General features: G+C 70.1%; 19 protein-coding genes and 1 tRNA gene. 14 read left to right on the forward strand and 6 right to left on the reverse strand.

The window, feature by feature from the left end; translation table 11 throughout:
* Nucleotides 1-20: 20 nt before the first annotated feature.
* The 3 genes from ABGB18_RS17645 (at nt 21) to ABGB18_RS17655 (ending at nt 3819) form a co-directional block, all read left to right on the forward strand.
* Nucleotides 21-395 carry a VOC family protein gene (locus ABGB18_RS17645; RefSeq protein WP_347696583.1) on the forward strand — a complete coding sequence of 125 codons (375 nt, stop codon included), beginning with the start codon at nt 21-23 and terminating at the stop codon, nt 393-395.
* A 132-nt stretch (nt 396-527) separates the two neighbouring features.
* Nucleotides 528-2711: a transglycosylase domain-containing protein gene (locus ABGB18_RS17650; protein WP_347696584.1), complete on the forward strand. Its 2184-nt coding sequence runs from the start codon at nt 528-530 to the stop codon at nt 2709-2711.
* Nucleotides 2712-2934: 223 nt separating this feature from the next.
* Nucleotides 2935-3819 carry a hypothetical protein gene (locus ABGB18_RS17655; RefSeq protein ID WP_347696585.1) on the forward strand — a complete coding sequence of 295 codons (885 nt, stop codon included), beginning with the start codon at nt 2935-2937 and terminating at the stop codon, nt 3817-3819.
* Between the two features lie 4 nt (nt 3820-3823).
* On the opposite strand, the gene ABGB18_RS17660 is transcribed toward ABGB18_RS17655, so the two are convergent.
* The gene (locus ABGB18_RS17660) at nt 3824-5002 is read right to left on the reverse strand and encodes an FAD-dependent monooxygenase (protein WP_347696586.1); all 1179 of its coding nucleotides are present in this window, start codon (nt 5000-5002) and stop codon (nt 3824-3826) included.
* An 89-nt stretch (nt 5003-5091) separates the two neighbouring features.
* On the opposite strand from ABGB18_RS17660, the gene ABGB18_RS17665 reads away from it, so the two are divergent.
* Nucleotides 5092-5655, forward strand: a complete 564-nt coding sequence (locus ABGB18_RS17665; protein WP_347696587.1) for a TetR/AcrR family transcriptional regulator — start codon at nt 5092-5094, stop codon at nt 5653-5655.
* 15 nt (nt 5656-5670) lie between these two features.
* On the opposite strand, the gene ABGB18_RS17670 is transcribed toward ABGB18_RS17665, so the two are convergent.
* Nucleotides 5671-5805 carry a hypothetical protein gene (locus ABGB18_RS17670; protein ID WP_347696588.1) on the reverse strand — a complete coding sequence of 45 codons (135 nt, stop codon included), beginning with the start codon at nt 5803-5805 and terminating at the stop codon, nt 5671-5673.
* Between the two features lie 121 nt (nt 5806-5926).
* The gene (locus tag ABGB18_RS17675) at nt 5927-6502 is read right to left on the reverse strand and encodes a GNAT family protein (protein WP_347696589.1); all 576 of its coding nucleotides are present in this window, start codon (nt 6500-6502) and stop codon (nt 5927-5929) included.
* 109 nt (nt 6503-6611) lie between these two features.
* Between ABGB18_RS17675 and ABGB18_RS17680 the strand changes: the two genes are divergently transcribed.
* The 3 genes from ABGB18_RS17680 to ABGB18_RS17690 are packed head-to-tail and all read left to right on the forward strand — an operon-like array spanning nt 6612 to nt 10073.
* Nucleotides 6612-7814 (forward strand): acyl-CoA dehydrogenase family protein, encoded by a 1203-nt coding sequence (locus tag ABGB18_RS17680; RefSeq protein WP_347696590.1) that lies wholly within the window; start codon nt 6612-6614, stop codon nt 7812-7814.
* Nucleotides 7811-8974 carry an acyl-CoA dehydrogenase family protein gene (locus ABGB18_RS17685; protein WP_347696591.1) on the forward strand — a complete coding sequence of 388 codons (1164 nt, stop codon included), beginning with the start codon at nt 7811-7813 and terminating at the stop codon, nt 8972-8974. The genes ABGB18_RS17680 and ABGB18_RS17685 overlap by 4 nt, the downstream gene beginning before the upstream one ends.
* 31 nt (nt 8975-9005) lie before the next feature.
* The gene (locus ABGB18_RS17690) at nt 9006-10073 is read left to right on the forward strand and encodes an acyl-CoA dehydrogenase family protein (RefSeq protein ID WP_347696592.1); all 1068 of its coding nucleotides are present in this window, start codon (nt 9006-9008) and stop codon (nt 10071-10073) included.
* Here the strand turns inward: ABGB18_RS17690 and ABGB18_RS17695 are convergent.
* Nucleotides 10044-10634, reverse strand: coding sequence for a TetR/AcrR family transcriptional regulator (locus ABGB18_RS17695; RefSeq protein ID WP_347696593.1), 591 nt, complete (start codon nt 10632-10634; stop codon nt 10044-10046). The two genes, ABGB18_RS17690 and ABGB18_RS17695, sit on opposite strands and share 30 nt — an antisense overlap.
* A gap of 185 nt (nt 10635-10819) precedes the next feature.
* On the opposite strand from ABGB18_RS17695, the gene ABGB18_RS17700 reads away from it, so the two are divergent.
* Nucleotides 10820-11587, forward strand: a complete 768-nt coding sequence (locus tag ABGB18_RS17700; RefSeq protein WP_347696594.1) for a nuclease-related domain-containing protein — start codon at nt 10820-10822, stop codon at nt 11585-11587.
* Nucleotides 11588-11665: 78 nt separating this feature from the next.
* Here the strand turns inward: ABGB18_RS17700 and ABGB18_RS17705 are convergent, their stop codons facing one another.
* Nucleotides 11666-13039 carry a VWA domain-containing protein gene (locus tag ABGB18_RS17705; RefSeq protein ID WP_347696595.1) on the reverse strand — a complete coding sequence of 458 codons (1374 nt, stop codon included), beginning with the start codon at nt 13037-13039 and terminating at the stop codon, nt 11666-11668.
* On the reverse strand, nt 13032-13871 hold the full coding sequence (locus ABGB18_RS17710; protein WP_347696596.1) for a MoxR family ATPase: 840 nt from the start codon (nt 13869-13871) through the stop codon (nt 13032-13034). Before ABGB18_RS17710 ends, ABGB18_RS17705 begins: the two co-directional genes overlap by 8 nt.
* A 107-nt stretch (nt 13872-13978) precedes the next feature.
* Between ABGB18_RS17710 and ABGB18_RS17715 the strand changes: the two genes are divergently transcribed.
* The 6 genes from ABGB18_RS17715 to ABGB18_RS17740 all read left to right on the forward strand — a co-directional run bounded on the left by ABGB18_RS17715 (nt 13979) and on the right by ABGB18_RS17740 (nt 17976).
* A tRNA-Lys gene (locus tag ABGB18_RS17715) sits at nt 13979-14055 on the forward strand.
* Between the two features lie 870 nt (nt 14056-14925).
* On the forward strand, nt 14926-15450 hold the full coding sequence (locus ABGB18_RS17720; protein ID WP_347696597.1) for a sigma-70 family RNA polymerase sigma factor: 525 nt from the start codon (nt 14926-14928) through the stop codon (nt 15448-15450).
* Nucleotides 15447-15947, forward strand: coding sequence for a hypothetical protein (locus tag ABGB18_RS17725; RefSeq protein WP_347696598.1), 501 nt, complete (start codon nt 15447-15449; stop codon nt 15945-15947). Before ABGB18_RS17720 ends, ABGB18_RS17725 begins: the two co-directional genes overlap by 4 nt.
* The gene (locus tag ABGB18_RS17730) at nt 15944-16639 is read left to right on the forward strand and encodes an ABC transporter ATP-binding protein (RefSeq protein ID WP_347696599.1); all 696 of its coding nucleotides are present in this window, start codon (nt 15944-15946) and stop codon (nt 16637-16639) included. Before ABGB18_RS17725 ends, ABGB18_RS17730 begins: the two co-directional genes overlap by 4 nt.
* Nucleotides 16636-17274: a hypothetical protein gene (locus ABGB18_RS17735; RefSeq protein ID WP_347696600.1), complete on the forward strand. Its 639-nt coding sequence runs from the start codon at nt 16636-16638 to the stop codon at nt 17272-17274. Before ABGB18_RS17730 ends, ABGB18_RS17735 begins: the two co-directional genes overlap by 4 nt.
* Before the next feature lie 249 nt (nt 17275-17523).
* Nucleotides 17524-17976, forward strand: coding sequence for a universal stress protein (locus ABGB18_RS17740; RefSeq protein WP_347696601.1), 453 nt, complete (start codon nt 17524-17526; stop codon nt 17974-17976).
* The last annotated feature ends 1261 nt before the right edge of the window (nt 17977-19237 follow it).

Genomic DNA, 19237 nt, shown 5'->3' on the forward strand with positions numbered 1-19237 from the left:
ATGCCTGGAACGCTGGCCGCATGACAACCAAGGCGAAGCTCCTGGCCGTGACCATCGACTGCCCGGAGCCGAAGAAGCTGGCCGAGTTCTACCACGAGATCACCGGTTGGGACATTCAGTACGCGGAGGACGAGTACGCCGCCGTCGGCGACGGCACGACGAGCATCTATTTCGGCCGGGTGGCCGACCGGAAGCCGGTGGCGTGGCCCAGCCCGGACAAGCAGTTCCACCTGGACTTCCGGGTGCCGGACGTGGAGCGGGCGGTGGCTGAGTACGTGGCCCTGGGCGCGACGCGGCCCGAGTTCCAGCCGGGGGTGACGGAGGAGGGCACCCGCTGGGTCGTGCTGCAGGATCCGGCCGGCCACCTGTTCTGCGTGTGCCCGGAAGCGTCGTGACGGCGGGCGGTGCCCGATGACCGGGGATGATACCGATTTAGATATCAGCGATCGACTCATATCGGTCTTGGACAGTGCGTAGGAAATTGTGCTGTCCTGGGCGTCATGTCCAGTTCGCAGTCTCGTTTTCGCATGTCCGGCGTCCTCCGGCTCGTCGTGGCCGCCACCGCCGCCGGGGTGGTGCTCGCGGCGCTCGCGCTGCCCGCGGTGGGCGGCTCGGGCGCCGCCGTCCTCGCCGGCACCGACATGCTGAACCTGCGCCCGGCCGCGCTGGTGGAGCCGCCGTTGCCGGAGAAGACCACGGTGTACGACGCCGAGGGCCACCAGATCGCCCAGTTCTACGCGCAGGACCGCAAGGTCGTACCGCTGGCGCGCATCGCGGACGTGATGAAGACGGCCATCGTCGCGATCGAGGACGACCGCTTCTACGAGCATGGCGCGATCGACATCGAGGGCACCGCCCGCGCCATGGTCAAGAACCTGGCCTCGGGGAACATCAGCCAGGGCGGCTCGTCGATCACGCAGCAGTACGTCAAGCAGGTCCTGCTCAACTCGGCGGCCTCCGAGAAGGAGAAGAACGCGACCCTGGAGGCCAGCTACACACGCAAGCTCAAGGAGCTGCGTCACGCCATGGCCGTCGAGCAGAAGTACACCAAGGACCAGATCCTGGAGAGATATCTGAACATCGCCTACTTCGGCGCGGGAGCCAACGGCGTGGAGTCGGCGGCCAGGCGCTTCTTCGGGGTGTCGGCCGCCGACCTGAACCTGGCACAGGCGGCCACCCTCGCCGGTGCCGTGCAGGACCCCAACACGACCAGCCCGGACCGCGGGAAGCAGGCGCGCGACCTGCTGCTGCGGCGGCGCAACGTGGTGCTCGACCGGATGGCGGGCCTGGGCCGGATCACCCAGGCGGAGGCCGACGCGGCCAAGGCCCGCAAGCTCGGCTACAAGGGCGTCAAGGAGCCCAACGGCTGCCAGGAGAGCCGCTATCCGTACTTCTGCGAGTACGTACGGCACGAGCTGCTGGCCGACCCCGCCTTCGGCGGCACCCGGCGGCAGCGCGAGCAGACCTTCGCCCTGGGCGGGCTCAAGATCCACACGACCCTCGACCCGCAGGCGCAGCAGGCGGCCGAGGCGGCCATCAAGAAGCGCGTCTTCGCCTCGGACCGCGCGCTGGCCGCCGAGGCGCTGGTGGAGCCCGGCACGGGCGAGATCAAGGCGATGGCGGCCAGCCGCCGGTTCGGCACCTCCGGTAAGAACGAGATCTCCTACAACGCGGTGGCCGACAAGGCGCACGGCGGGCTGGCGGGCTTCCAGGCGGGCTCGACGTTCAAGACGTTCACCCTGATCACCGCGCTCAAGCAGGGCATGAAGATCGACGACGGCATCACCGCCGGCGCCGGCTACACCGCGCCCGCCTACTCCACGTTCAAGAACTGCGCGGGCGGCAACGCGGGAGATCCGTCCTGGACGGTCACCAACGACGAGGGCTCGCCCGGTTTCAAGACGCTGGAAACCGGCACCTGGGACTCGGTCAACACCTTCTTCATGGAGCTGCAGCAGCGGGTGGGCCTGTGCCGGACCGTCGAGACCGCCCGGTCGCTGGGCATCAAGCGGGCCGACGGCACGAAGCTGCGCGAGGTCGAGACGTTCACGCTCGGCATCAACGAGAGCGACCCGGTGACCGTGGCCGCCGCCTACGCCGCCATCGCGGCCCGCGGCACCTACTGCGCGCCGCTGGCCATCACCTCCGTCACCGGCCGGGACGGCAAGGCCACCGACTACAAGCCGCGGTGCGAGCGCGAGTTGGACCCGGAGGTCGCCGACGCGACCGCGTACGTCCTGTCCGGGGTGCTGACTCACGGAACCATGCGCGGGGTGGGCGGCCTCGGCCGACCGGCGGCCGGCAAGACCGGCACCACCGATGGGTACGCCAGCGCCTGGTTCGCCGGGTTCACCCCCGATCTGGCCGGGGCGGTCAGCATCGGCGACCCGCGCGGCTCGCAGCGCTACAAGCTCACCGGCGTCACCATCGGCGGGCACTACTACGGCTCGGTCCAGGGTGCCTCGCTGCCCGGTCCCATCTGGAAGGACACGATGACGGCGGCGCTGCGGGGGGTGGCGCCGGCCCGGTTCACGCCGGTGAACATGGAGCGCTTCGGCGGCTGCGACGAGGACTGCGCCCCGGCCCGCCGGGACCAGGACGACGCGACCGCGGAGGCTCCCCTGGACGACGACGAGCCGTTCCTGGGGGACGAGGTCGATCAGGATCCGTTCCTGGACGAGGAGGCCACTGAGGAGCCGCCCGGCCGGTAGGGGGACTCCGCGACGCCCGGATCCGAGCCCTCCCGCCTGCGGGGGATGAGTACGATGTGGACCCTCGTCCCTCGCAGGCGCAGCTCGTTCCTCAGCGTATGTTCGCGCTGGTCGGAGGCCGTCCTAGGGAATGATCGGTCTAAAGTAGGATTTCACAGGCTGCCATCCCTCATAAGCTGGAGCACATGCTCTTGGACGGATCCATGCCCCTGCGCGGGCGACGATGACCTGGGTCGGCCTGATTATCGCCCTGGCAGGAGCGCTTGGATACGCGCTCGGCGCAGCCCTGCAGCAGTACGAGGCCGTGGCCGAGGGCGCTTCGTTCAGACTGGTGAAACGCCCTCGCTGGTGGATCGGCGGTGTCATCGGGTTCACCGGCGCCTGCCTGCACGCCGTCGCCCTGAGTTTCGCCCCGCTGGTGGCCGTCCAGCCGATCAGCGTCGCCACGCTGGTTTTCGCCGTGCCGCTGGCCGCGTTCATGTATGGCCGTAAGCCGTACAAAGCGGAAATTCTCGGTTCGGTCGCGGTGGCCGTCGGCCTGCTCTGGCTCATGCTCCTCGTGCCGCAGCACAACGTCGTCCCCAGGCTGAGCGACGGCGCCGCCGTGGGCTTCCTGGCCGTGGTCGGGCTGATCGTCCTGGTCACCCATGTCATGGCCAACCGGGTCCGCGGGGCGAACAGGGCGCTGCTGACGTCGGTGGGCGCGGGAGCGGTGACGGCGAGCGTGTCCACGTTCGTACGTGTGGTCGGCGGCGGCATGCAGGGCGACTGGGGCCGGTTGGTGCACTGGTTCACCCTGGCGATTCCCGTGCTGCTGGTCTGCGCGGTGGTGCTGCTGCAACGCTCGTACGCCGTGGGCTACTTCGGCATCGCCTACGCCGGCGTCCAGGTCGTGGATCCCATCACCTCGGTCCTGGCGGGCGCGATCCTGCTGGGCGAGCCCCTGCCCACCAGCCCGTCCACCGCGGTCCCCGCGCTGCTGGCCAGCGCCTTGACCATCGGCGGCACCATCACCCTCGGCCGGCTGACCCCCGACCACTCCCGCCCTGCCTCGACCACGGCCGCCCCGGCCCGCCGGCCGGTGCCGGCCGCCTCCGAGGCGAACTGAGGCCCTACCCGGGCGACCGGTCGCGACGTGCGGCCGGCATCCCCTCCGGCGGTTGCCAGCGCAGCAGCCCGTCCATCGAGCGCAACATGAGGTCGAGACTGAGCCGGGCCGCCGCCCGCATCCCGGCGTCGCGCAGGCCCACGGCCACCGGATTCCGCAGCTTGGTCACCTTGCAGATGGCCATCGCCTGCTTCACGATCTTCATCGTCCGCTCCAACCGCGCCGCCGTGTAGGCGGCCAGCGCCGCCGGGACCTCGTCGGCGCCGACCAGGTGGGCCAGCACGATCGCGTCCTCGATCGCCTGGCAGGCCCCCTGGCCAAGGTTCGGCGTCATCGCGTGGGCGGCGTCCCCGAGCAGCGCCACCTTGCCCCGGTGGAAGGCCGGCAGCGGCGTGTCGAAGTAGTACACGTCGGTGCGGATGACCGTGGCGGGATCGGCGGCGCGCAGCAGTGCCGGGATGGGCTCGTGCCAGCCGCCGAAGCGCCGGATCAGCTCCGCGCGCTCGTCCCCGTGGACCGCCCCCGGAGGCGACACGTCGGTCGCGTAGACGTAGACGAGGTCGCCCGCCAGCGGATGGACGCCGAACACCAGTCCCCGGCCCCAGCTCTCCGTGCTCCGGATCGTCAGGTCGCCCCCGGCCGGAATGAGCGCGCGCCAGGCCGTCACCCCCGAGTACGCCGGCCCGGGGTGCTCGGGGAAGAGCGCCTGCCGGGCCGCCGAGCGGATGCCGTCCGCCGCCACGATCAGGTCGGCCTCGAAGTCGCCCGCGTCCGTACGCGCCACGCCCTCCTCGACCTCCACCGCGGACACCGTGGTGCCCAGCCGGACCCGCTCGGCCCCCAGCGCGTCGATGAGCACGTCCAGCAGCGCCGCCCGCAACGTGACCACCATCGAGTCCCCGAAGCGCGCCTCCGCGTCGTCCCCCGAGGTCCGCACCAGCCACTGCCCGCCGGGGCGGCGGATCCCCACCTGACCCTGCAACCGGGACAGCTTGCGGATCTCCCCGCCGAGGCCGACGGTGTCGAGCGCCTGCAGGGCGTTGGCCGCGACGCCCAGCCCCGCGCCGACGGGGTCGATCTTCTGCGCCCGCTCCAGGACGGTCACGTCCCAGCCCGCGCGGCGGAGTGCCACCCCGGCGGTGAGCCCGCCGACGCCCGCGCCGATCACCACAGCCCTGGACATTTCCGGATCCTCCCCTCACTACGCCTGTAGTGGTCACTACTCTACTACTCCTGTAGTTCGGTGGTGGTGCCGGGATAGCATCGGTGTCCGTGACACGCTCAGAGACCGTCGCCGACGCGGCCATCTCCCTGCTGGCCGAGCGGGGCATGCGCGGCCTCACCCACCGGGCCGTGGACGAGGCGGCGGGGCTGCCGTCCGGGTCCACCTCCAATCTCGCCCGCACCCGCGCCGCCCTGCTGGCGCTGGCGCTGTCGCGGCTCACCGAGCTGGAGCTGCGGGCCCTGGCCCCGGCGCTCCGCGAGGACTCGGCAGAGTCGTCCGACCTGTCCGACCTGCCCGGCCGTATGGCCGAGGCGATCCACATCCAGCTCAGCGACCGCAGGCGCACGCTTGCCCGCTACGAGCTGGCTCTGGAGGCGACCCGGCGGCCGGAGCTGCGTGAGATCTACGACCGGGCCGGGCGCAACTTCCGCGACCCCGCCGTGGCCCTGCTGACCGCCCTGGGTTCGGCGGATCCGGTGCGGCACGCGCGGCAACTGGTGGCCTTCGGGGAGGGGCTCATGTTCGACGCCGTCGCCGGCGCCGGCGCGACGCCCACCCTGGCCGAACTCAACGACGCCATGCGCGACCTGCTGGCCGGCATGCTGCGCTGAGGGCGTACCGAGGGCTCAGCAGGCGTCGTGGTAGGGCAGCTCCGGCAGGTGCCGCTCCCATTCCCGCTGGGAGAGCGCGCCATAGCGCGAGCAGACTGCCCGGCCGCCCGCGCCGAGGCGGTGGCGCCGGCGGCACCAGGGCCAGGGCATGGCGGGTGCCCGACTCGTCGTAGGCCTCGCGGACGACGACCTGCCCGCCCCCGTCGAGCCGGGGGCCGAGCCAGTAGCCTCCCAGCCGATCGCTCATGGGGGTGCGGATGCCGCCTTTCCACTAGCGGAGCAAGCGTGCCCGGTGCTGTGGCCATTCCTCTTCGAGGATGCCGAAACAGACCGTGTCGCGCCAGGTCCCGTCGGGCCTCTTGCGGTGCCGGCGCAGCGTGCCCTCGTGCAGGCCGCCGATGCGCTTGATGGCGTTCTGCGACCTCAGGTTGAGGTTGTCGGTCTTGAGCAGGACCCGGTTGTAGCCGAGGCCGAAGGCGTGGTCGAGGAGCAGGATCTTGCAGCCGGTGTTCACCGCCGTGCGCCAGACCGCGCGGCCGTACCAGGTCCAGCCGATCTCGACGCTCTCGTCGAAGCCCGGCACGTCGCCGTACGTCGTCCAGCCCACGGCCCGCCCGCTCTCCTTGGGCACCACGGCCAGCGGGACGTGCCGGTCGTCGTCGATCAGGCCGCCGGCGACCCGGGCCAGCTCGTCCCCGGTACGCGGGGCGCGAACCGGCAGCCAGCGCCAGACCTCCTCGTCCCCGCCCCCGGCGGCGAACAGGTCGGGCACGTGCTCCAGGGTCAGCGGCTCCAGCCGGACGACGTCGTTCTCCAGCACCACGGGTGCGGGCAGCTTGGCGGTCATGGTCGGCCACCCTATGCGCGGGGGTGGGATCACCTTGATGGCCACTTGTCCGGCTTTACGGGGAACCACCTGTCGACACTCATACCGGCCGGTCGGTAGGCTCACTGCCATGGACTTCGCCTTTGACACCGTCACCGAGGACCTGCGCGAACGACTGCTGCGCTTCATGGACGAATGCGTCTATCCCGCCGAATCCGCCTTCGAGGAGCAGGCGGCGGCCAGCGGCTGGAGCCCACCGCCCCTGATGGCCGACCTGAAGGACGAGGCCAGGAAGCGCGGCCTGTGGAACCTGTTCCTGCCCGGCGAGCACGGCGCGGGCCTCACGAACCTGCAGTACGCGCCACTGGCGGAGATCATGGGCCGGAGCCCCACCATCGCCCCGACCGCGACCAACTGCGCCGCCCCCGACACCGGCAACATGGAGGTGCTCTCCATGTTCGGCAGCCCGTGGCAGCGCAAGGAGTGGCTGACCCCGCTGCTCGACGGGGAGATCCGCTCCGCGTTCGCGATGACGGAGCCCGACGTGGCCTCCTCCGACGCCACGAACATCGCCACCGCCATCGTCCGCGACGGCGACGAATACGTTATCAACGGCCGGAAGTGGTTCATCTCCGGCGCGATGAACCCCAACTGCAAGATCTTCATCGTCATGGGCAAGACGAACCCCGACGCCCCCAAACACCGCCAGCAGAGCATGATCCTGGTGCCGCGCGACACGCCGGGCCTGCACATCAAGCGCGGCATGCACGTGTTCGGCTACACCGACGCCGACCACGGCGGGCACGCCGAGATCGAGTTCCGGGACGTACGCGTGCCGGCGGACAACCTCATCGGCGAGGAGGGCGGCGGCTTCGCCATCGCCCAGGCCAGGCTCGGCCCCGGCCGCATCCACCACTGCATGCGCCTGATCGGCATGGCCGAGCGCGCCGTCGAGCTCATGTGCAGGCGGGCGCTGGCCAGGACCACGTTCGGCAAGCCCGTCGCGCAGCAGGGCGTGGTCCAGGACTGGATCGCCGAGTCCCGGATCAGGATCGAGCAGTTGCGCCTGCTGGTGCTCAAGACGGCCTGGCTCATGGACACGGTGGGCAACCAGGGCGCCCACACCGAGATCCAGGCCATCAAGATCTCGACGCCGATCACCGTGGAGTGGATCCTGGACAAGGCCGTCCAGGTGCACGGGGCGGGCGGCGTCTCGCAGGACTTCCCGCTGGCCGGGCTCTGGGCCGGGGCCCGCGCGCTGCGCCTGGCGGACGGCCCCGACGAGGTGCACAAGCGGTCGCTGGCCTATCGCGAGCTGAAGAGGCACATGTGAACGAGGCTGGGATCAAGGAAAGGGTCGCGGCGTTCCTGCGGGAGCACGATCCGGCGGGGGATCGGCTGGAGTTCCTGCGGGCCAGGTTCGACGCCGGGCTGGCGTGGGTGTGGTTCCCCGAGGGGCTCGGCGGGCTGGGCGCCTCGCGGGAGCTGCAGCAGGCAGCGGACCGGGAGCTGGCCCACACGCCGCAGATCAACGGCGGGATCCAGGGCATCGGGCTGGGCATGGCGGCGCCGACGATCCTGGCGTTCGGCACCGAGGAGCAGCGGCGGCGGTTCCTGCGGCCGTTGTGGACGGGGGAGGAGATCTGGTGCCAGCTCTTCAGCGAGCCCGGCGCCGGGTCCGACCTGGCCACGCTGGCCACCCGGGCCGTCAGGGACGGGGACGAGTGGGTGGTCGACGGGCAGAAGGTGTGGACGTCCGGGGCCCATCACTCCCGGTGGGCCATCCTCGTCGCCCGTACCGATCCGGAGGTGCCCAAGCACCGGGGGCTGACGTACTTCGTGTGTGACATGCACGCGCCCGGCGTCGAGGTGCGGCCGCTGCGGCAGATCACCGGCGAGGCCGAGTTCAACGAGGTGTTCCTGACCGGGGTGCGGCTGCCCGACGACCTGCGGCTCGGCGCGGTGGGCGACGGGTGGCGGGTGGCGCAGACCACGCTCATGAACGAGCGGGTCGCCATCGGCGGCGCTCCCACGCGGCGCGGCGGCGGGATGCTGGCCTCGGTGCTCGGCGCCTGGCGCGAGCGGCCCGAGCTGCGCACCCATGACCTGCACCAGCGGCTGCTGGCGCTCTGGGTGGAGGCCGAGGTGACCCGGCTGTCGGGGGCGCGGCTGCGCGAGCAGCTCGTCGCGGGGCAGCCCGGCCCCGAGGGCTCGGGGATGAAGCTGTCGTTCGCCAGGCTGAACCAGGCGCTGTCGGGGCTCGACGTCGAGATGCGGCGCGACCTGGGCTACGACGACTGGGCGTTCCGCCGTTCGGAGAACGTCGACTTCTACGGCCGGGGCCCCGGCTACCGCTATCTGCGGGCCAAGGGCAACTCGATCGAGGGCGGCACGTCCGAGATCCTGCGCAACATCATCTCCGAGCGGGTGCTCGGGCTGCCCGCGGAACCCCGCGTCGACAAGGACGTGCCCTGGAAGGACCTGCCGCGATGACGCGTAGCGAATGAGGAGTGGTGAGCGACCGATGACACTGCTTTATTCGGAGGTCGAGGAGGAGCTGCGGGCGGCCGTGCGGGGGTTACTGGCCGACCGGTGCCCGCCCGCCGCGGTGCTGCGGCGCATCGAGCCCGAGCCGGGCAGCCGCGAGCTCCTCGACGCGGTCTATGACCTCGACCTGTGGAAGACGCTGGCGGGCGAGATCGGGGTGGCCGGGCTGCTCATCCCGGAGGAGCACGGCGGCGCGGGCGCCTCGGCCAGCGAGGCGGCCGTCGTGCTGGAGGAGCTGGGCCGGGCGGTGGCGCCAGCGCCGTTCCTGACCAGCTCGGTGATGGCCACCCTGGCACTGCTGCCGACCGGTGACGCCCTGCTCGGCGAGCTGGCCGAGGGCCGGCGGACGGCGGCGCTGGCCGTGTCGTTCGCGGCCTCCCCGTACCGGCCGGAGTTCGGCTCCTCGGTGCGGCTGGACGGTGGCCGGTTGTCCGGGAGCGTCACCGGTGTGGCCGGGGCCGACGTGGCCGACGTGCTGCTGGTGCCGTTGGACGGGGACCTCTACGAGGTCGAGGGCGGCGTGGCGGTCGTGCCGTCGCTGGATCTGACCAGGCCGGTGGCCACCGTGGCGTTCCAGGCGGCGGAAGCGCGCCGGGTCGGGGCGTGCGACCTGGCCGGGGTGCTGCGGAGCTCGGCCGGGCTGCTGGCCTCCGAGCAGCTCGGCGTGGCCGAGTGGTGCCTTGAGACGACGCTCGCGTACGTCAAGGAACGCCACCAGTTCGCCCGCCCGATCGGCTCCTTCCAGGCACTCAAGCACCGGCTGGCCGACCTGTGGCTGGATGTGGTGAGGGCCCGGGCGGCGGCGCGCGCGGCGGCGTCGGAGGGCTCGGCCGTCTCGGTCGCGGTGGCTCAGGCGTGGAACGCCGGGGTGGCGGTGCACGCCGCGGAGGAGGCCCTGCAGTTGCATGGAGGGATCGGGATGACGTGGGAGCATCCCGTACATCTGTATCTCAAGCGCGCCAAGGCCACTGAGATCGCGCTCGGCACACCCGGCGACCACCGCGGGGCGCTGGCCTCACTCGTCGACGTCCCCGGCCCCGAGTGAGGCGAGCAGCAGGTCGGCGAAGTGCTTGCCCACCTGGGCGCCGGTCAGCGGGCCCGCCGCGTGGAACCAGGTGCCGAGGTGGTGTACCGAGCCGAAGAAATAGTCCACGACCAGCTCCGCGGGGACGCGGTCGCTGAAGATGCCGGTGCGCTGCCCCTCGGCCACGAGCCCGCGGAAACGCTCGTGGTAGCGGCGGCGCTCGGCGCGCACGGTCTTCTGGGTCTCCGGGGCCAGCAGGTGCATCGACCTGAAGAAGATCTTCGAGTCGTCGAGGTTCGCGGTCGTGGTCTCCACGACGTCGGCCGCGGCCCGGTGCAGGCGTTGCTTCAGCGTGCCGGGGCCGTCGGCGATCCGCGCCAGGCGGTCCGTCTGCATGCGGAGCACCCTGGCGTAGATTTCGTGCAGTAGATCGTCCTTGGAGTCGAAATAGTGGTACATGGCGCCCTTGGTGACGCCCGCCGACACCACGATCTCCTGCACTGAGGTGCCTTCGAAGCCACGTTCGGCGAAAAGCCGGGTCGCCTCGGCGAGCAGCCGCTGCCTGACCGGTTCTTCTTTCACATGCTCCCCCTTGTCGCCCGCCATAGCATACCGGTCGGTCGGTCGATCCTCATTTGATGGTCTTGCGGGTACTAATTACGTCACCTTAGGCTCGCCTTGGTTGAAGAGCGGGTATCTCTTGAACTGGCGAGGGATCTTCGGCGTGGCAGATCCTGGAACGTACCTACTCATTCGGGGAGTTTGCCGTGCCCGGTGGCTCTATCTATGTGAAACAGGACGAAAAGTACACAGGGTCTTCCCCGCAATGGTGGTACGAGAAGTTCTGGCGTGAAGACGCGCAGAAGCGGCGCAGGTCACGATACGTCAAGGCCGGAGTGGCCTTCGTGATCGGGGTCGCGGTCTCGCTCAGGTTCGGCCTCACGGGCGCCGCCGCCCCGATCGGCCTGCTGCTCGGCGGGCTCGTCGCCGGCGGCGACTGGTACTTCTACTGGCGCTCCTTCCAGGCGACCGCGGTCTGGCGCGGGGCGCGGCAGGGTGAGGCGATCACCGGCAGGATGCTGCGCAGGTCTCTTGGCAGGCAGGGCTACACCGTGCTGGACGGCCGCGCCATCCGCGGGCGGGCCTCGATCGACCACCTGATCATCGGGCCTGGTGGCATGTGGATCGTGGACAACGAGTCCTGGAGCCCCGACACCGAGATCGCGGTCTACAACGGCCGGCTGTTCTTCGGCGAGAAATACGGCACCAAGGAGGTCAAGCCGCTGGTGGAGACCGCCGAGGCGTTCGCCGAGCTGCTCTCACGCGAGACCGGGGTGCCGGTCACGATCACGCCCATGCTCGCCGTGCACTGCGGGCTGCTGCCCAGGGGCGGCATGCTCAGCGCCGAAGGGGTCACGCTGCTCAAGCCGCGGCTGGTGGCCAAGGCGATCAAGGCGGCCGACGGCGACGTGCTCACCGGCGAGCAGATCGAGCTGCTGACGCGCACCGCGGCCAGGGAGCTCCAGCGCGCCTGACCCGACCTCGGGCGGGCGTGATCTCAGGCCCGGCGCCTCGCTCTATGCCCGGGCCTCGCTTCAGGTCGGCGCCTCGCTTCAGGCCAGTGTCTCGATGAACGCGCTGAGCTGGGCGACGTTACGGCACTCGTGCATCGGCACGACCGCGCCGTAGTCGCTCGCGACCGAGTCGCCCGTGTCCCACTGCTGCCTCGGCTCGGGATTGAGCCAGTACGCGTGGCGCGACCGCGACACCAGCGACCTGAGCACGTCCAGCGCGGGCGGCTGGTAGTTGGAGCGGGCGTCACCGAGGATCAGCAGCGAGGTCCTGGGCCCGATGGCGTCGGCGTACCGCTCGGCGAAGCGCTCCAGCGAGTGGCCGTAGTTGGTACGGCCGAAGCGCACCATGTCGGCCTCGTTCGCCAGCCTGGTCATGGCCTCGACCACGTCGGCCCCGGGGACGAAGAACCGGGTGATCTCGTCCACCGTGTCCACGAAGCCGAAGGCGCGTACCTTCGTGAACTGCTCCCGCAGCGCATACGTGAGCAGCAGGGTGAAGTGGGCGAACGACGAGACCGAGTCGCTGGTGTCGCAGAGGACGACCAGCTCCGGCTTGTGCGGGCGGGGCGGCTTGAAGTGGGTGGTCAGCGGCACGCCGCCGCTCTGCAGCGAGGCCCGCATCGTCCGGCGGAAGTCCAGCCGGCCGCGCCGGCCCTTCCTGTGCCTGATCGCCAGCCGCGCGGCCAGGCGCCTGGCCAGTGGGTGCACCTCCCTGCGCAGCCTGGCCAGATCGGCCTTCGTGACGCGCAGGAAGTCGATCTGGTCCAGCGGCGGCCGCACGGCGGAGCGGGCGATGCGCTCGACGCCGGAGTCCTCGGCGATGCGGCGGCGTACGTCGGTGGCGACCGCCTCCTCGAAGCGCCGGATCCCGGAGTTGACGCGCTGGCGCACGGTCTTCTCCGCCAGGCCGCCGCGCTCCCGGGCGGCCAGCACGTTGTTCAGGATGCGGGCCATCAGGGTCTCGGGGGACAGGGCCCGCATGACGCTGTAGGAGAACCAGTTCTGCCGGCCCGGGCCGGCCGGCTGGCGGCCGAAGCGCTCGACCATGGCCTGGGCGAACTCGCGCAACTCCTGGTCGGTGCCGCCGGTCAGGAGCCCGGCGAGGTGGTCGCGGAGCTCGGCCGGGTCCGCCGTCTCCGGGTCTAGCCGCCTGGCCGGTCGTTCTGCGTACATGCCGCTGGTCGCCGCCGGGAACCACAGGTCGAACAGCACGTCGAACCCCGGCCGGTACGCGGGTTTCTTCACCAGCGTCGCCGCGTAGGCGGCGCGCAGCGACTCCCGCTCGCTCAGCTCGATCACCCGCAGCGCCCGCGCCGCGTCCAGCCCTTCGGCGAGCGAGACCGGCAGCCCGGCTTCGCGCAACGCGTGTACGAACCCGACATGCCGGTCGACCAGCGACATCCGCTCAGGCATCCGTCAGCCCCAGCTCCTTGATCGCCCTCGTCTGGTCGGAGGCGTGCTTGAGCACCACGCCCAGCGTGCCCGCCACCGTGGCCTCGTCAAGCTCCTGCCGCCCGAGGGCCAGCAGCGTGTTCGCCCAGTCCACGGTCTCGGCCACCGACGGCGCCTTCTTCAGCTCCAGCGCCCGCAGCGTGGCCACCGTCCTCGCGAGCTGCTCGGCCAGGTCGGCGCGCAGGGTCGGCACCTGGGCGAGCACGATGTCCCGCTCGCGCTCGGGGGTGGGGTATTCGATGTGCAGGTAGAGGCAGCGCCGCTTGAGCGCCTCCGACAGCTCCCGGGTCGCGTTGGAGGTCAGCACCACGTACGGCCGGCGCGTCGCGGCGATCGTGCCCAGCTCCGGGATCGTCACCTGGAACTCGGACAGCAACTCCAGCAGCAGGCCCTCGACCTCGACGTCCGCCTTGTCGGTCTCATCGATGAGCAGCACGGTCGGGGCCGTGGCCCGGACCGCCTTGAGCAGCGGCCGCTCCAGCAGGAACTCCTCGCTGAAGATGTCGTCGTCGGCGCTGGTGGCCTGGATGCGCAGGAGCTGCTTCTTGTAGTTCCACTCGTACAGCGCCCTGGCCTCGTCGAGGCCCTCGTAGCACTGCAACCTGATCAGCTCGGCGCCGGTGGCCAGGGCCACGGCCTTGGCGAGCTGCGTCTTGCCCACCCCGGCCGGGCCCTCGACCAGCAGCGGCTTGCCCAGCGCGGCGGCCAGGAACACCGAGGTGGAGATGGCGTCGTCGGAGAGGTAGTCCACGGCGGCGAGCCGTTCCGTCACGTCGGTGGGCGAGTCGAACATCGATGATCCTGTCTGCCGGAGCTCGTTGCCGAACTTTATTCTAGCGGCAGGAGCCCGACTGATACCGATTCGCCTCGGATGAGGATCACCGGTATATTCCTCTGCAGGCGCCGCTAGCTCAGTTGGTCAGAGCAGCTGACTCTTAATCAGCGGGTCCGGGGTTCGAGTCCCTGGCGGCGCACCACACAGAAACCCTAGCTCGACGCGCTGAGCTGGGGTTTCTCGGTTTTCGAGTGGCTCCGGCTTCCTCGAGGTGCCGCCGGTGGTTGCTCGCTGGATGCTCTTCGGCACGGTTCCGGCACGTGGCCGGGCGTTCCCGAACCAGGCTCGGGCCCGTTCGTCAGGTCAGACCCGTAAGACGATCAATAGAACGCCAAGCCGGAAGGTGTGGTGGGCGTTCCGGGCCGGGATGCGCTTTTCTTCCGGCAAGGAGTTGATCAAGCTGTCGGAGCGTATGTTCCGTGGCAGCCGTTCTGACCTCCTCTGTGGAACAGATCTGCTCGTGAGGTCGTCTTACTCTTTTGCGAAGCATCGTCTTCGTCCTGCTCGAGGTCGCGGCTGCTGCTGCTCCCTGCGTGAGGATTCAGCGCGGGAGGTGGTGGTTGGTGAGGAGGAGATCGCGCAGAAGCGAGCGCTGGCGAGGGCGCGAGTGCGCGTGGAGCTTGCCGCTCGGAGCGGCCAGGGTACGTCGCTAACAGCGGGACCGCAACGTTCAACGGAACGAATATGCCCCCTGAGCCGTGGCCCAGTCCTCACCCAGTGGGCGGATCCGACTCCTGGTCGGATGCAGCCTTGACAGCAGGGACACCCATCACGGCACCCGCGATCGCAAGCGCCAGCATGTCGACCATGGCCCCATGACCACCGTGAGTACGCCCTCCTCGGTCGGCAGGAACCGTGCCGCCACCGCTCCGGCGAACGTGACGCCGCCAGCCGCGTCAGGCCCAGGCTCCGGCACCGTACGCAGGACGAGCTAGGCCGGATCCTCGAGGATGCCGAAGTGGTGAACCTTATCGATGTCTCGTCCGACTGTGAAGGGTGACGGGAGGACGAGATGACCGATGAGCTGCTGGTGGTACGAGCCCAGCTGGGCGAGCGGACGGCACTATCCGAGCTGGTGGCCCGCTGGCAGGCACCGGTGTGGACGTACGTGCGACGCATGCTGGACGCCGAGCGGGCCGATGACGTGACCCAGGAGATCTGGCTGGCCGTGCTCCGCGGCCTGCCGCGGCTGCGGGAGCCGGCCAGATTCGCACCGTGGCTGTTCACGATCGCCCGCCGCTCGGTCACCGAGCGCCTGCGCGGCCAGTACGCCCGAGAGCACGAGCCACGGGCGGCAGGCGAAGCGGTCGCCGAGGACTCGGTGGAGGCCATGGTGGACCGCGCCGAGCTGGTGAGCGCTCTGGCGCGGCTACCGGTGCTGGAGCGGGAAATCCTCGTCCTGTTCTACCTGGAGGACCTGTCGGTGGAGGACTGCGCGCAGATCTGCCGGATTCCCGTCGGCACGGTCAAGTCGCGGCTCAACCGGGCCCGTCGCCTGCTGCGTGCTCATCTGGAGGAGAAGGGATACCGGCCATGACCAGGGAAGAAGAGCCGCGCCCGTCGGCGCGGGAGATGCTTGAGCGGCTGGAGCCGTCGCTGTCGCCGCGGCGGCGCGTGCGGGCGGTGGCGACGCTGCTGGCCGGGCTGGCCGGCGCGGTATTCGTGGCGGCGTTGTGGGGCAGCGAGCGCGGCCCACTGCCCGGCCGCACACATCTGGCGTTCGCGCTGTTCACCGTGTTCTGCCTGACATGGGCCACCTATGGCGGGTGGCTGTTGACGCGCCGGGTGCCGCTGTTCGCCACCGATCGGGTCATCGCCGCCTGGATCGGACTGGCCGCCTCGGTGGCCACCACCGGCGTCGTGGCCGTCATCGCCGTCCAGCGTGGCACCGGCCTGGGCCTGGCACTCGGGGTGGGGGGCCTGTTCGTCGTGGCGGCGCTGGCGCTGGCCGTACGCGCTCATGCTCGCCGGGCCGCGCTGTTGGCTCGCAAGCGCGAGCTGACCGATGGGGAGATCAGCGGGGAGAAGGAATGAACGCCCTGGAGACGCGCGGGCTCGGCAAGCGCTACCGGCGGCGATGGGCGCTGCGCGAGGCCACCATCGAACTGCCCGCCGGGGCCATGGCGGCGCTGGTCGGCCCGAACGGGGCCGGTAAGTCCACGCTGCTGAACCTGGTGACCGGCCTGCTGGCGCCCACCACGGGGCAGGTGCGCGTCTTCGGCCGATCGCTGAAGCCGGCCGAGGTCGCCTTCGTCGCGCAGGACAAGCCGCTGTATCGCCGCTGGAGCGTGGCCGACCTGCTACGCTTCGGCGCCGCCACCAACGCCCGCTGGGATCACGGCCGCGCGACATCACTGCTGCGCGTGCACGACATCGATCCTGACGAGCGGGCAGACCGGCTGTCCGGCGGCCAGCGCACGCTGGTGTCGCTCGCCCTGGCCGTCGGCAAGCGCGCCGAGCTGGTCGTGCTGGACGAGCCGCTGGCCGAACTCGATCCGCTGGCCCGTATCCAGGTGATGGACGTGGTACGCGCGCTGGAGGCCACGGTCCTGTTGTCCTCGCACATCCTGGCCGACCTGGCCGACGTGTGCGATCACCTGATCCTGCTCGGCGCCGGCCGTGTCCGGCTGTGCGGCAGCGTCACCGACCTGCTGAGCACCCATCCCGCCACCGATCTGGAGAACCTAGTGCTGGACCACCTGCGCCACCCGGAGCAGGCTCGATGACGGGCCTGTTGTGGGTGGCCTGGCGTGGACAACGCGCCCAGGCCGCCGCGGTCGGCGCCCTGCTCGTGCTGTACGGCGTGTCCGTCACGGCCGAACGCCTGGAGCCGGAGCTGAGCGGCCTCACCGCCCAGCTGGCGGGGCTCCTGCCCGGCGCGGTCTGCCTGATCTGGGGCGCCCCGCTGATCGCCAGGGAGTTCGAGACGGGCACCTACCGGCTCGCCTGGACCCAGAGCCTGTCGAGGGGCCGCTGGCTGGTTGTCACCGTAGCGGTTGCGGCTGTCGGAGCCTTGTCCGCGACTGCGGCCTTGGCCGCGCTGCTGGCCTGGACCTTGCCCCTGACCGGGGCCGATCCGATGGTCTGGCCGTACTACGAGAGCCACGGCCTGGTGCCCTACGCCAGAGTCCTGTTCGCACTGATGCTCGGCGTCGCTCTCGGCGCGGCGACAGGCCACACCCGCATCGCCATGCCGCTGTCGGTGCTGCTGACCGGCACCAGCCAGCTCGGCGGCCGAGCGCTGCGCGAGGCGGGCGACCTGCCCTATTGGCCCTCGCAGCAGATCGAAGCGGTCGTCTACCTGGCCTTGGCTCTCTCCTTGGTCGGCATCGCCTACCTGGCGATACAACGGCGAACCTAAACGAAAGAACTGATGAGAAATCTATCGCCGCGGCCTTCAAGTGGATTGTTCATCGCAGCTTCCGGACCAGATTTACCCCGGATGGGAGGCGTCGAACAGTGAGACGATGCCTGCTTTCGACACCCATTGCTTCAGGGCCACATGCCTCCGAGCGAAATGAGGGCTCCAGGTCGAGGATCGATGCCCCTATTGAGGGCTTTGTCCCGGATTGTGGCAATAGAGGTGAGGGATTCGGGCAGGTGAAGAGGCATGATGGCCGGTCACATTGTGGTGGGTGTAGACGGGCCCGCGCCGGTGACCGCGGCGGTTGAGTGGGCCTCCATTGACGCGCAGCGGCGTGGGCTTGCCGTGCGCATCGTGCACGTCGTGTCGGCGTGCCAGGGGCCGGCCCTGCCGCCTTACACCGTCGACTACAGCAGCCTGGCAGGGGAGGCCATGCGCGAGGACAACCGTGCGGCGAGGGAGGGCGTGACTCCCTGGCGCGAGCGCAATCCCGATATCGTAATCACCGACGATCAGCCGTGTGAGCACCCGGTGATAGCGCTGGTGGATGCGGCCCGGACGGCCGACCTGGTGGTGGTGGGCTCGCGTGGGCTTGGCGGGTTCGCCTCCGCGGTGCTGGGTTCGGTCAGTCGCGGAGTGCTGCACCACGTGAACTGCCCAGTCGCGGTGGTACGGTCCCGGGCAAAGGAGGAGTCATGACCGGGGGAACCGTCTAGGGTCAATGACATGTTCCCTGACCTGCGGGACGGTGTCGTCACCGCGCACGCCCAAGGCATCGAGCGCGAAGAGAACCAGCGGTGAGCCGGTCGGCGCACCACAGGCATGCCGTCGAACCCTGGCGTCCCGCGTGCGAGAACGCGGCTGAGCGGGAGCGCCTTCGCAGCTGACGGAGAGGGGTGGCACCGGTTTGTAAGATCCGGGCCTGCCGCCGAAGCTTATCGTCACGGCGTGGTGAGGTTTTCGTGTGACGGCCGCCGTCGTGGCGGCCGGGTTTTGGTCGCCGCGTGCGGCGCCTCTGGTGAGTTGGGTCGCAATCGTGCGCCGCTGCCGGCGACCGTGCTACCGACCACGCCTGCTCCCGCACCGGCGGCGCCTAGCGAGGTAAGCGTTCCGGACGGCTTGCGGTTCACCGCCACAACGTTGGACGGGCAGGAGTTCGACGGTGCGAGTTTGGCGGGCAAGCCGATCGTGTTCTGGTTCTGGGCGCCGTGGTGTCCTAAATGCCGGTCGGAGGCTCTGGCGGTCAGAGCGGCCGCCGGAAAATATGCGGATGTCGTCTTCGTAGGCGTTGCCGGTCTGGAGAGCGAGGCGGCGATGAGGACTTCATACGACGTACCGGGACCGGGTCTTTCCTGCAGCGTCGGATAATCAGGGCGCGGTGTGGACCCGATTCGGGGTCAGCCGGCAGTCCACGTTCGTGTTCATGAAAACGGACGGGTCAACCGAGAAGGTTTCCAGGTCGCTCGGCTCCGATGACCTGGATCGCCATGTCGCCGAACTGCGTGCCGCCTAGCAGCCCCGGGACCTCGGCTCTCGCGAGAGCCCATATACCAGGTGCCCGCCAAGGGGGAATTTCCACTCACTGTTGACGGGCTAAGCTTGACGTTTAACCTGTGATCTACACATATGCCGTGATGGGTCGCATGGGTGACGTCTGCTGATGTAACGGATTGTGGCGCTCCGGGTACAGTCAGGCGCTATGCGTAGGGCGGCCATCGCCTCATCGTCGAGTTGAGAAGACCACGAGGAGAGGCGGTGGCCGTGACCTCCATCTTGGCGTGCGCGATGGCGAGCGTCCCAGCACCGGTCGGGGAAGGCTCGCGTACCCAGGCGCTAGTACTACTCCGCTAGATCTGTAGGACCTGGAGGCGCAGGCGCTGGATGAAGTGGTGCCTGCGCGCTCGGGATTGCTTCCTGCGGCGCTGCTCCGACCAGTAAAGGCCCAGCTCAACGACGTGAT

Source organism: Nonomuraea sp. B12E4 (assembly GCF_039871825.1).
In the GTDB taxonomy this organism is placed as follows: domain Bacteria; phylum Actinomycetota; class Actinomycetes; order Streptosporangiales; family Streptosporangiaceae; genus Nonomuraea.